At 41.7% G+C, this 12,498-nt stretch carries 13 protein-coding genes and 1 riboswitch; of the genes, 7 read left to right on the forward strand and 6 right to left on the reverse strand.

All coding sequences use genetic code 11. The annotated features are described in order from the left end of the window. Positions 1 to 141: 141 nt before the first annotated feature. Together AC3WTL_RS05015 and AC3WTL_RS05020 are read left to right on the forward strand one after the other, a co-directional pair. The gene (locus AC3WTL_RS05015) at positions 142 to 915 is read left to right on the forward strand and encodes a divergent polysaccharide deacetylase family protein (protein ID WP_197245798.1); all 774 of its coding nucleotides are present in this window, start codon (positions 142 to 144) and stop codon (positions 913 to 915) included. Positions 916 to 1,268: 353 nt separating this feature from the next. Then, a complete protein-coding gene (locus AC3WTL_RS05020; protein ID WP_113880971.1) occupies positions 1,269 to 1,421 on the forward strand; it encodes a lmo0937 family membrane protein in 153 nt (50 codons plus the stop codon). A 113-nt stretch (positions 1,422 to 1,534) separates the two neighbouring features. On the opposite strand, the gene AC3WTL_RS05025 is transcribed toward AC3WTL_RS05020, so the two are convergent. Then, positions 1,535 to 3,265, reverse strand: coding sequence for an AAA family ATPase (locus AC3WTL_RS05025; protein ID WP_248347395.1), 1,731 nt, complete (start codon positions 3,263 to 3,265; stop codon positions 1,535 to 1,537). Positions 3,266 to 3,548: 283 nt separating this feature from the next. Between AC3WTL_RS05025 and AC3WTL_RS05030 the strand changes: the two genes are divergently transcribed. Together AC3WTL_RS05030 and thiT are read left to right on the forward strand one after the other, a co-directional pair. After that, entirely contained in the window at positions 3,549 to 4,889 is a 1,341-nt protein-coding gene (locus tag AC3WTL_RS05030) for an MATE family efflux transporter (protein WP_492369149.1), read from the forward strand. Between the two features lie 52 nt (positions 4,890 to 4,941). After that, a riboswitch (TPP riboswitch) is annotated at positions 4,942 to 5,044 on the forward strand. Between the two features lie 64 nt (positions 5,045 to 5,108). After that, positions 5,109 to 5,708: an energy-coupled thiamine transporter ThiT gene (gene thiT / locus AC3WTL_RS05035; protein WP_048011945.1), complete on the forward strand. Its 600-nt coding sequence runs from the start codon at positions 5,109 to 5,111 to the stop codon at positions 5,706 to 5,708. Positions 5,709 to 5,856: 148 nt separating this feature from the next. Here thiT and AC3WTL_RS05040 read toward each other — a convergent pair whose 3' ends face one another. After that, positions 5,857 to 6,228: a VOC family protein gene (locus AC3WTL_RS05040; protein WP_248347392.1), complete on the reverse strand. Its 372-nt coding sequence runs from the start codon at positions 6,226 to 6,228 to the stop codon at positions 5,857 to 5,859. 170 nt (positions 6,229 to 6,398) lie between these two features. Between AC3WTL_RS05040 and AC3WTL_RS05045 the strand changes: the two genes are divergently transcribed. Together AC3WTL_RS05045 and AC3WTL_RS05050 are read left to right on the forward strand one after the other, a co-directional pair. Next, entirely contained in the window at positions 6,399 to 6,677 is a 279-nt protein-coding gene (locus AC3WTL_RS05045) for a hypothetical protein (protein ID WP_492369150.1), read from the forward strand. Positions 6,678 to 6,796: 119 nt separating this feature from the next. Continuing rightward, the gene (locus AC3WTL_RS05050; protein WP_048011948.1) at positions 6,797 to 7,036 is read left to right on the forward strand and encodes a hypothetical protein; all 240 of its coding nucleotides are present in this window, start codon (positions 6,797 to 6,799) and stop codon (positions 7,034 to 7,036) included. An 81-nt stretch (positions 7,037 to 7,117) separates the two neighbouring features. Here AC3WTL_RS05050 and qoxD read toward each other — a convergent pair whose 3' ends face one another. From qoxD to qoxA, 4 genes are read right to left on the reverse strand one after another with little or no spacing between them, the layout of a single operon-like run. After that, entirely contained in the window at positions 7,118 to 7,423 is a 306-nt protein-coding gene (qoxD, locus tag AC3WTL_RS05055; RefSeq protein WP_048011949.1) for a cytochrome aa3 quinol oxidase subunit IV, read from the reverse strand. Continuing rightward, on the reverse strand, positions 7,424 to 8,029 hold the full coding sequence (qoxC, locus tag AC3WTL_RS05060) for a cytochrome aa3 quinol oxidase subunit III (RefSeq protein ID WP_009334518.1): 606 nt from the start codon (positions 8,027 to 8,029) through the stop codon (positions 7,424 to 7,426). Continuing rightward, the gene (qoxB, locus tag AC3WTL_RS05065) at positions 8,019 to 9,995 is read right to left on the reverse strand and encodes a cytochrome aa3 quinol oxidase subunit I (protein WP_048011950.1); all 1,977 of its coding nucleotides are present in this window, start codon (positions 9,993 to 9,995) and stop codon (positions 8,019 to 8,021) included. The genes qoxC and qoxB overlap by 11 nt, the downstream gene beginning before the upstream one ends. Next, positions 9,985 to 10,977, reverse strand: coding sequence for a cytochrome aa3 quinol oxidase subunit II (qoxA, locus tag AC3WTL_RS05070; RefSeq protein WP_248347388.1), 993 nt, complete (start codon positions 10,975 to 10,977; stop codon positions 9,985 to 9,987). The genes qoxB and qoxA overlap by 11 nt, the downstream gene beginning before the upstream one ends. Before the next feature lie 416 nt (positions 10,978 to 11,393). On the opposite strand from qoxA, the gene ltaE reads away from it, so the two are divergent. Beyond that, the gene (ltaE, locus tag AC3WTL_RS05075; RefSeq protein WP_492369151.1) at positions 11,394 to 12,425 is read left to right on the forward strand and encodes a low-specificity L-threonine aldolase; all 1,032 of its coding nucleotides are present in this window, start codon (positions 11,394 to 11,396) and stop codon (positions 12,423 to 12,425) included. The last annotated feature ends 73 nt before the right edge of the window (positions 12,426 to 12,498 follow it).

A 12,498-nucleotide genomic window follows, 5' to 3' on the forward strand; every position in this document is an offset into this window, starting at 1 on the left:
AATTCTTCTGAGTCTTGAAGTGGGGGTCTTACTGCCCGTTAGACTGCGATAAAGTACTGCCAGGATTTAAGATCCTGGCAGTTTTTGTATTGGAACGGATTTAGGGAATCAGGGAATGCTAGCGCAAAGGAGGATGGAAAAATGAAGAGATTCTTCAGCATATTTGTATTGATTTTTTCATTCGGAAGTATAGGTACTCCCATAAGTGCTGCCTCTCAAAAACCTGAATTGGCCATTGTCATTGACGATCTTGGGAACAATATGAAGGGAACAAAAGAAATGATGGAACTGCCGGTAACCTTGACGGCTGCCATCATGCCTTTTATGCCAACGACAAAAGAAGATGCAGAACTGGCAAATAAAAATGGGCATGAAGTAATTGTTCATATGCCGATGGAGCCGAAAAGAGGAAAAAGGAGCTGGCTTGGGCCGGGGGCCATCACAACAGATTTAACAGATGAAGAAATCCGCAGCAGAGTAGAGAGCGCCATTAAAGAAGTGCCCCATGCGGTCGGCATGAATCATCATATGGGTTCAAGAGCCACTGAAAATGAACGGGTCATGAGAGTTGTCCTTGAAGTATGTAAAGAACACGGATTATTTTATCTTGACAGCAAAACAACCGGAAAAAGCGTCGTCGGCAAGCTGGCAAATGAAATTGGTGTTCCTTATGTCGAAAACAATATTTTCTTCGATGATATTTACACGACAGCACATATCACAAAACAGGCTGACAGACTTGCTGAAAAACTCGTCAAAAACGAACGCATCATCGCAATCGGCCATGTCGGCATCACAGGGACAAAGATGGTTAGTGTGCTTAAAGAATATATACCTGTATATAAAGAGAAAGCCCAAATTGTGCCGCTGTCAGAACTGATTCCAGGCTACGAACTGATTGATGACGGACCTTAAAAATAAAAGCTGCAACCCCTTAGCGGTCTGCAGCTTTAATGGTGTGTGTGAAAGTGGTCCAGTGGTGGTATAGGTACCTGTCACCTATACAGGTGGCCACCCACATTCCGGTCTGGTTAGTCCCGCAACGATGGCGTTTAGAAGAGGTGGGCGGCCGTGAATATAGTATATGCAAAGACGGGGAAAGGATGCAGATACTGCTGATGAAAAATAAGGGTATTTGAAAAACTTTCAGGATTAAAATAACTATCCATTGCAAAAAATAACAATGTCAGTATTTCAGCAATTAAGGCATTATCTTGACTATAAAGGGGTATGTAAGGAATAAATCAAAAGCGAAGGGGGTGACCTGTATGCTTTGGACATTAGCTGGTATTCTGCTTGTATTATGGATTCTTGGATTAATATTTAAAGTAGCTGGAGGCATTATTCATATTCTGCTGGTAATCGCAGCAATCATCATTGTGGTTAACTTTATTAGAGGCAGAGCATCCGGCAGGGGATAGCAGGAAAAGCCTTCTATATTAGGAGGCTTTTCAAATAAACTTTACATAATATTATTATAATAGACAAAGTTTAAAAAGAAAAACCAGCCCCAAGGCAGGGGCCGGTTCCGATATCATGCTATAACCATTTCTGCCTTCAATTCTCCAGCAATCTCCTGGACTTCAATGCCTTCCAATGTTTCTTTCTCCAGAAGGGCTTCTACCAGTTTCTCAAATTGAGGCTGATGATTGGCGATAATCAATTCGCATCTTTCTAGTGCTTTTTGGAATAGATCCTGCATTTTAGCTTCTTTTTGTCCTTTGTTGAAAGTAAGCTCGAAGCCGTTATCAAGTAACCCTGTATCAACCATTTGCTCTATGATATGCTTCGCTTGTTTTACATCACCGCTTACCCCAATACTGTGCTCGCCAAGAATCATTCGTTCTGATACACCGCCAGCGAGAATCATCGCGACCTGGTCCAGCAATTCACTTGTTGTCGATAAATGAAGTTCTTTTTGGATAGGAGCTACATACCCAAGCGCTTCGCCACGCGGAATAATGGTTGCTTTCCTAACGGATCCAGGTTTTGTTAAAGCAGCCACTAATGCATGGCCAGCTTCATGGATTGCAACCCGCTGCTTCGTTCCGGCATCCTGTAAAGCACGTGTGGTGGTTCCCAGAATAGTACGGTCCAGAGCGTAATCCAAATCTTCTTTTGAGATAATTTCCTGGCCGTTTCGGACTGCTCTGCGGCTTGCCGTTTCGAATAGGGAATGAAGATCTGCACCTGAAAAACCGGAAGTGCTTTCTGCCAGATCTCCAAGAGTTGTCATTACATCTTCAGCCAGTAATCTATTTCGTGTATGAATGTTAATGATCTCTCTCCGTCCCTTTGTATCTGGAAGAGGAACGTTGAAGGAGAAGTCAATCCGTCCAGGACGCAGGAATGCTTCGTCGAGCATATCCTTCCGGTTTGTGGCGGCAATAAATAATATTCCATCATTGGAATGTCCGCCGTCCAGCTGGACCAGCAGTTCAGTTAACGTTTTTTCACTTTCTTCTCCGCCATGCTGCTTTCTTCGTCCAGCAAGTGCATCTACTTCGTCAATAAAGACGACAGCAGGAGAATGCTTTCTGGCATTCTGGAAAAGGTTTCTGACACGGGATGCACCAACACCTACGAATAATTCATTAAACCCGGAACCGCTTGTTGAAAAGAAAGTTGCTCCAAGTTCCTTGGCAATTGCCTGAGCCAGCAAGGTTTTTCCCGTTCCGGGAGGCCCGTATAAAAGAATCCCCTTCGGCGGCCTGATCCCCATTTTTAAAGAGCGCTCAGGTTCTTTTAAAATGGAAAGAGTCTGCATAATTTCCTCTTTCATTTCTTCCTGAATTCCGCCAACATCTTCAAGCGAAATAGAAGGAAGGGCTTTTGGCTTCGAGACACTTTGCTTCATAGTATTTGTAGCGCCCATGCCACCTTTTCCTGACTTAAACAGGTAAATTCCGATTGCTATGAACAAAAGGACTACACCGCCAAGAATCCATGGCGTATAAGGTCCTGTGGTTGCGAACGAATATTGTATATTATAGGTTTCTACTAATTTATCAACCATCTCGCTGTTGGGAGGCACATGGGAGATGTACTCACCATCAGGAGCTGTGATCAGCAGCTTTCCATTTTTATATTCCTGTACTGCAACAGTCTTTCCATCCTGGGAAGCTATAATTTTTTCCACAGAAGAGAACGGAACAGTCACATCCTTTTTTCCTGCTTGTACGGTCCAAATAACCGCCGCCAAAATCACCGTGACTACCAATGCAATAGAAATAATCGTCGAAGGCTTCTTAAGACGTGATTTCAACTATTTCCCTCCTCATTGAACATATCTACATTATAAGAAATTAAAATTGTTAAATACAGGGTTTTATACTTTTTAAACGTTGTAAATTATGGAAAAATAATTTTATTTTTTACAAAGTGTGCTACAACAGCGTTCAGATGCCAGTAATATGTGAAAAAAATGTGACATCGGTTAAGAAAATTAATTTTTTAGAAACTTAATAATTCACAAAACCATAAAAATGGAAACTGAAAGTGAAATAGTTAATAATAGAAACTATGAAAAAAATTAGGAAGGTGTAAAGATGGCTCAGCAGGATTTTACAAAAGGAAATATACTCAAACAGCTGCTGGTGTTCTCAACTCCCATTATGCTCACTAATTTCCTGCAGGTTTCCTATCAATTTGTAGATAGTCTGTGGGTCGGGAATTTGCTGGGGGCTGATGCATTGGGAGCTGTCGCAGTTTCAGGCACTGTAATCTTTACAGTACTTTCTTTTATCATCGGCATAAACAATGCTGCGTTAACGATTTTATCCCAGCAGAAGGGGGGAGATCACGAAGAGGGGCTGAAACGATATCTAAATGCTTTTACCGTCATTCAGACAATTTTGTCAGTTGTTCTCGGAACAGCCGGATTCCTGCTTGCCGAAAGGATTTTAACCTTAATGGGCACACCTGCGGGAATGGCCGAAGGAGCAGCATCCTATTTGCAGATTAACTTTATTGGAATTCTGTTTTTATTTGGCTACAATTTTATAGGAACTATACTCAGAGCGCTTGGAGACAGCAAAAATCCTCTGTACTTTGTCCTGATAGCAGTCGTATTAAATGCAATACTCGATCCTCTTTTTATTTCTGTATTCAAGCTTGGTATTGAGGGGGCCGCATATGCAACAATCGTATCACAGGGCGCAGCATTTATAATCGGAATGATATTCATACTCCGCAAAAAGCTGGCACCATTCACTATTCCTTCTTGGCCGCATAAAGAGGAGGCAGCATTGATATTCAAGCTTGGCATCCCTTCAGGGCTCCAAATGACTGTCATATCGGCTGGTGTTATGGCCATTATGTCTGTCGTCACATCCTTTGGCAGTGACGTGGTAGCCGGATTTGGTGCCGCACAGCGCATTGACAGCATCATTATGCTTCCTGCGATGGCATTGGGAACTGCAGTCAACAGTATGGCGGGTCAAAATATAGGGGGAAATCAATGGGAACGGGTGCATCAGATTGCGTTGTACGGAGTCATTTACAATCTTGGAATCATGTTTCTCATCGCCCTTGGGACGGTCTTATTTGCAGAACACGGGGTGCGCCTGTTTATCCAGGATAAAAAATCAGTTCACTACGGCACTGAATATTTAAAGATCATTGCCTTTTTTTATCCGCTTCTGGGTATTAATTTTGTATTGAATGGTGTGGTTAGAGCTTCTGGTGCGATGTTTCAAGTGCTGATACTGAATATCATTTCATTCTGGATCCTGCGCTATCCTTTAACATTTGCATTTTCAAAGTTTATGGGTGATAAAGGCATAGCTACTGGTATGGGTGTCAGCTTTGCAATAAGCAGTTTCATCGCCTATATGTATTACCGCATCGGAAAGTGGGATAAACAGATTATCATAAACGAGGGAAAATAAATCCTTTTCACCATCATGAATTTCATATATACTAAAAGCGGATAATTTAATAACGTACCACAAGGGGAGCATATCGCTGAGAGTGAACAGTCCGCTGTTCTGACCCTTTGAACCTGTTAGTTAATGCTAGCGCAGGAATGTGGAATGATAGGCAGATAGTTTTCTGCCTGCTTGTTCTCCCTTGGGGTATCGTCATACGATTGAAGGGGGATTTTTTTTATGAAAAAATTAAGCCTGACGGCGATGATAGAGGCTTCATTTTTTGCTGCCTTTGCTATCATTCTTGATTTTCTGCCATCCATCAAGCTGTCGCCATCCATTTCCATCTCTGCCGCGATGATTCCGATTTTCATTCTGGCTTTCAGGTGGGGCTTTAAGGTCAGCTTTATTGCAGGCCTCTTATGGGGGATTTTGCAGATTGCCATGGGGGATGCCTGGATTGCCACTCCGATACAGGCATTTATTGAGTATTTTGTGGCTTTTGCCTGTATCGGGTTTGCCGGCTTGTTTTACGGCGTCATCCAAAATCAGCTGCGGGCAGGTAACAAGAAGAAGGCATTGTCATGGGTTGTCTTAGCCGTATTTGCCGGAAGCCTTGCCCGGTATTTCTGGCATTTCATAGCAGGTGTACTTTTCTTCGGAAGCTATGCACCAGAAGGGATGTCACCGGTTCTCTTTTCCTTCCTGGCAAACGGCGCAACCATGCTCGGAGCGGCAATTCTCTGCTCAATCCTGGCCGTATTAATTATTTCATCGGCACCGAGATTAATCATAAAAAAATCGGATGAAAGACTTCAAACTCAAAAGAATGCTTCCTAATAATGTCCGCCTCTCTGAAATATTTCAGAGAGGTTTTTTATATATCGGATTTGATTGATAAAAAGTTGTTTTCAGGAAGAATTATGGGAACGTCTGGTTTGGGCGTTCCCGTTCCAATACCGTTAAAAATGAGCTATTTATTATAATCTTACCAGTGTACTTGAAGTTTATTGCCATTTGGGTCATAAAAGTGGAAAAAGGCATGACCATTATCTTCTTTTATATCCTCGACCTTAACTTGATTCTCAATTAAGTGCTGATGAAATTTAGATAATTCTGGACTTGTAAACCCAATGCTAAATTCTTGTTCATTATCAATTGTAAAATGAGCAAAAGTTTCATCTTCGGTAGGAACTAAGATCAGTAAGAAAGGTCCTTCATTTACTTTTAAAATTGCAAGTTCTCCAGTATTGTTTAGTAACTGGAGCCCTAATACATCTTTATACCATTGGGCAGACAGCTCTAAATCTTTTACAGGAATTCTAATATAATGTACTTGTTCAATAAATGATTTACTCATAGAATTCTCTCCTTTATTTAATTTGGTATATCATATATTTCATTTTTACACAGCTTTTTCCTTCCCCGTTTTTGTTTAAATGCCTTTAACGGAACAATAATCTTTCTAACCAAAGCCAATATATTAGGAAATTACTTCTGAAAAATGGGTATATTACTTAAAAAAGGGGAGTGAAGACTTTGGCCAATACATTGCAGGGAAATATTATCACAGGTGTTTTTGATGCGGAAGCCAGTGCCTTTGAAATCCAGAAAGTAAAAAGCTTCAGTACCCAGTCAGTTCTCAACAAAAATCAATGCGAAACTCTGTATAACTATCTATCCCTTCATGAAGAAGATGAGGGAGGGCAAATCATTACACTCTACGATCAAATGCCGCTCATGCTGACCCGGCAGGAAATATGCAGTCTGAAGAAAGATTTGGAGAACATTAAAAAGCTATATCAATAGAAAATCGCTTTGCAGCTTGCAGAGCTTTTTTTTTATGAAATAATTTTGACAAATTTGTGACAAAAAGTTTGACAAATTTGTGAACATAGTTAGAATATTAAATAAAAGGAGATGGGGAAATGACACTTCAACAGCAGCGCGTACTGCATTTTTTCAGGAATAGTACAGCAGCAGGTATTATATTAGGTTTCATTGTTTTTATATCAGGCTTTTTTGTAAGCGGCATCACAGGCGAGTATGTATTATCCATCGGCTTAAGCATTATGGTTTCTTCCATGCTGCTTTTCGGATTCGGATTTTTTATCAATGTAATGGAAGAAATGACAAAGGGAAGCAAGGGAATCAGACAATACAAATAAAACCGGCCTCCAATGGGGAGACCGGTTTTTTTGTGATGTCTAGCTCCAGCGCCGTAATCAAGGCGCTGGAGCTTTCCTAACTTAATGTGAAGCATGCCCAGAGGTTAACACCCAAATAGAACCAACTACAATTACAATTACCATAAATACGGCATAAATCATATTTATTAGATTCGTCTTACCGTCTTCACCTTCTCTTAAGTGCATGAACATGAACAGCTGCATGCCTGCCTGAACGACAGCCAGTGAGCCGATGATCCACATGATCACTTTAAAAGAAAGGTTCGTTTTTAAAGCAATTCCTGCTGCTGCAAAAGTCAGCACAAGGGAAACAACAAATCCAATGACATGGCTTATCGGGAAGCTTTTTGATTGATGATGTTCCATTTAAGCCACCAGTCCTTTCAGATACACAAATGTGAAGATAAAGATCCAGACTACATCAAGGAAGTGCCAGTAAAGGCCGATAATAAACGTCTTTCTTGCTGTGGTAGGGGTAAGGCCTCTTTTTAGAAGCTGAATGATGACCATAGTTGCCCAGCCGATTCCCAAAGTTACGTGAGCTCCGTGTGTCCCCAGTAAAACAAATAAGCTGGAAAGGAATGCACTTGTCTGCATCGTTGCACCTTCATGGGCATAATGGATGAATTCATTAATCTCCATGAAGAGGAAGCCTGCGCCTAGAGCGAGGGTAATCACCAGCCAGGTGATTAGCCCTTTAAGGTTATGCCGGCGCATTTCAAAAATGGCAATGCCCATTGTAAAGCTGCTTGTCAGAAGGAGAACTGTCTGAATCATGACATCCTTGATGACAAAGATATCTTTATGTGTTGGTCCTCCTGCAAAGCGTTCATATAAAACTCCATATACTCCGAACAGAGTGGCAAACAGGACGATTTCAGCGCCAAGGAAAACCCAGAAGCCGAGAATATTCATGCGGTCCTGCTCAGTTTGATATTCAAGCGGCAGAGACGTATCCACTTTAGCTGACATGATCGTGCACCTCTCCTTCTGTTTTTCTCCACGCGTTTTCAATTCGGTGAATTTCTTCTTTTGAAACATGGAATCCTTCGTTGTAATCGAATGAACGGATAATCAATCCTGCAAATATGCCAATACCGGCAACAGCCGCAGCGATGTGCCACTCAAACACAAGGAGGAAACCAGCGATGCCAAAGATAACACCCATATAAATCGGTACCCATGAGTTGCTTGGCATATGAATTTCTTCAATTTCACTGTCATGCAATGTTAAGCCTTCATTCTTTTTCTTCATGTGCCAGAATGGATCAAGAGATTTCACTTCCGGCAGCTTCGCAAAGTTATAGAACTGAACAGGTGATGCAGTAGACCATTCCAGTGTTCTTGCATCCCATGGATCGCTTGAGATGTTTCTGTCCGCATAGCGGATGCTCCAGTAAATGTTATAGCAGAAGACAGCGAATCCGGCTGCGAGAACAATTGAACCAATGGCTGAAAGCATGAATAGAGGTGCAAAGCCTGATTCGGCAGAGTAAGTGTATGCACGTCTTACAGCTCCGTTTAATCCAAGGAAGAACATAGGCATGAATGTTACGTTAAAGCCGATAACGAATAGCCAGAAATGCCATTTTCCGAGTTTTTCATTCAGCATGAAGCCGAACATTTTTGGCCACCAGTAGTACAGGCCTGCAAATACCGCAAATACAACACCCGGAATTAATACATAGTGGAAATGGGCAACCAGGAATAAGGTATTGTGATACTGATAATCCGCTGCACCCATTGCCAGCATGACGCCTGTAACCCCGCCGATGACAAAGCAAGGAACGAATGCAAGTGCCCAAAGCATCGCAGACGTAATTTTTATGCGGCCTTTCCTCATCGTAAACAGCCAGTTGAACATCTTAACTCCAGTCGGTATGGCAATCGCCATCGTCGTGATGGAGAAGAATGAGTTAACTGCAGGTCCTGAACCCATTGTATAGAAATGGTGAACCCATACAACCATACTTAGAAGTGCAATTCCAAGGATGGAAAATACCATCGATTTATATCCAAACAATGATTTTCTTGAAAAAGTTGCAATGACTTCCGAGAAAATCCCGAAAGCAGGAAGGGCAACAATATATACCTCAGGGTGGCCCCATAGCCAGAAAAGGTTAGCCCAAAGCATATCCATGCCTCCGCCGGATACGGTAAAGAAGTGCGTTCCATATAGACGGTCAAACGTCATCAATGCCAATGCGACTGTGAAAATTGGGAAAGCCGCCACAATCAAAATGGATGTTACGAAAGTAGTCCACGTAAACATCGGCATTTTCATCAGTGTCATGCCTTTTGTTCTCATTTTCAAAATCGTGACGATAAAGTTTATACCTGTCATTAATGTACCGATACCGGCAATCTGAAGGGCAACTGCATAATAGTTATTACCGATTCCCGGACTGAATTCCTTGCCTGCAAGAGGGAAGTAGGAAGTCCATCCTGCATCAGGTGACCCTCCGATAACAAAGGAAATATTGAACAGCATAGCTCCGCTGAAGAACAGCCAGAAGCTTAGAGCATTCAGCTGAGGGAAGGCAACGTCACGCGCACCGATCTGCAGCGGAATGACAACGTTCATTAAACCAATCAAAAACGGCATCGCCATGAAAAGAATCATAATCACACCGTGTGTTGTGAAAATTTCATTGTAATGCTGGGAATTCAGGAATTCCATTTCAGGACGTGATGTCTGAGCTTTCATCAGCAACCCGTCCATCCCGCCGCGGAAAAACATCAATACGGCGGAGATGATATACATAATACCGATTTTTTTATGGTCTACTGTAGTCAGCCATTCTGTCCACAGGTATTTCCATTTTTTCAGATAGGTAATCCCTGCCACTGCACCGATCATTGTCAGCAAAATGGCAATCTGGGAACCTAGTATAAGGGGATCTCCCGTAATAAAAAACTCATCCCATTTAATGCCCATGATGGTCACCTCCATGGTTTACTTCACTGTCATCATGGCCCTTATCTTCGCCATGACCTTCAATTACATTCGGTTTCTCATTTTTATAATTATCGTCTTCTTCGAATGTCTTACCCTGATATCCATGACCTCTGTAGAGTTCAGGATTTGTATATGCCTTAGAGTCAGGATCGGCATGATTCACCCATTCCAAATGAGTATTTGAATAGGTCAGCCTTCCTAGATGAGTAGGCTTCAGCAGCCCTACATATTCTTTCTCTGTCAATTTAGGCGCTGTATCCTTAACATCTTCAACCCATTGGTCAAAATCTTTCTGGGTTTGAGCGAGCACTTCAAATTTCATATCCGCATAGCCGCGGCCGTTAAAGTTCGTATTTTGACCTTCATATGATCCAGGGTTGTCTGCAAGAAGATATAATTCTGTTTCCATTTTCGGCATGGTGTACTTTTGTCCGCCAAGTGCAGGCACCCAGAAAGATTGCATGGTGCTTGCAGAAGTCATTTTGAAAAGTACAGGCCTATCCTCAGGAATATTGACATAGTTCACCGTCTCAATTCCTTCTTCTGGATAACTGAAAATCCATTTCCAGTCTGCAGATGTTACATGTATAGTAATTGGCTCTTTTTCTTCGTAGCCTTTTGGTGCTTCTTCAAGAGCATAAAGTGTTTTTACGGTCGGGATTGTTAACGCAATGACAATTAAGATAGGAATCCCGGTCCAGATAATTTCAAGGAGTGTGCTTCCATGTTCCTCAGGCGGTTCATAATCCTTATTTTCTGGTTTCTCACGATATTTCCAGACGATGTAGCCGAATAATCCAAATACGACTACTACAACAAGAAGCATCCAGATCAGGGACCAGTTAATTAATTCGGTAATGCTTCTTGCAACAGGCCCCTGCGGTTCAAACACAACCATATTGCAGCCGCTGAGAATAAGCATCGGCAATATAGCTGTTAAAGAGAGCAGCATTTTCTTCATCTGATGTTTCATCTCCTTTAAACAAAAACTATTGTTAAATAATTCACAAATAATGTGCGTATTTTCACAAAGATACCAAAAAAATATATAGCTGGGAAAAATGCACACTCTTGAAACACTTATTTAACTTAGTTATCACTGTGTAAATGATATTAACATAAGCAATTGTGAAAAGTTGTGACAAAAGTGAGAAGGAAATTTATGTAAAGTGTTTGGACAGCATTTCATTTTCTGCAAATAGCATTGTTATTGGGTTTTGCGCCTTATATTTAAATCTTGAACAAATTTTGAACTTTTGGTTTTGGTATATTTATTGCCAAGGAACTCTTTATAGGGCTCTTTCTTATTAATTGAAAAATACAGAATAGTACAGTAACATGAAGTAAAAATAATATAGATAGAGACAGGGTGAGGACATGATTGATTTAAGAAGCGATACAGTCACAAAGCCGACTGAAGCTATGAGAAAAGCGGCTTATGAAGCGGAAGTTGGAGATGATGTTTATGGAGAGGATCCTTCAATAAATCAACTGGAGGAGACAGCTGCTGAAGTGCTTGGAAAGGAAGCAGCTCTTTTTGTAACAAGCGGCACACAGGGAAACCAGATCGCCATTTTAACACATTGCCGCCCTGGCAATGAAATTATTCTCGAAGCAGAAAGCCATATTTTTTATTATGAAAGCGGAGCTCCTTCTGCTTTTGCCGGCGTCCAGACAAGAACGATAAACGGGACAAGAGGGGCTATGGATCCCTCTGATGTGGAGTATGCCATTAGGGGAGAGGATCAGCATTTTCCTGAAACAGGCTTGATTTGCCTTGAAAATACGCATAATAGAGCCGGCGGTGCCGTTATACCGATTGATAATATGAAAGACATTCATACTATCGCAAAAGTAAATAACGTTCCTGTACATATAGATGGCGCAAGAATATTCAATGCCGCAGCAGCACTGAACCTGCCGGCTTCAGAATTAGCTAAGCATTGCGACACTGTCCAGGTATGCCTATCCAAAGGGCTTGGTGCTCCCGTCGGATCCATACTGGCAGGAAATAGAGATTTCATAACAGCCGCCAGAAAGTGGCGCAAAAGACTCGGCGGGGGACTCCGCCAGGCAGGCATCCTAGCTGCACCAGGCCTTATTGCATTAATTCAAATGAGAGAACGTCTGGCAGAGGACCATGAAAATGCCCAATATCTTGCACAGCAGCTTGGCCAAATTAATGGCATTGAGATTGTAAACCAGGTGGATACGAATATAATTGTGGCAGATGTGAAAAATCTAAAGATGAATTCATCGGAATTTGTTGAAAGATTGAAAGCTGAAGGAGTCCTTTCAGGAACTTTCGGCCCTAGTTATGTGCGTTTTGTTACGCACTATGATGTGAACAGAAACCAGCTTGAACAGTCCATTACAGCGATTCAAAAAACAGCTGATCAAATCATTTAACCAGATAAAAAACGCATGTCAATCCGGCATGCGTTTTTATTTTTAGAAATAATATCTCTGCAGTAGAGCTGCA

This window comes from Cytobacillus sp. EB106-05-05-XG126 (assembly GCF_058791715.1).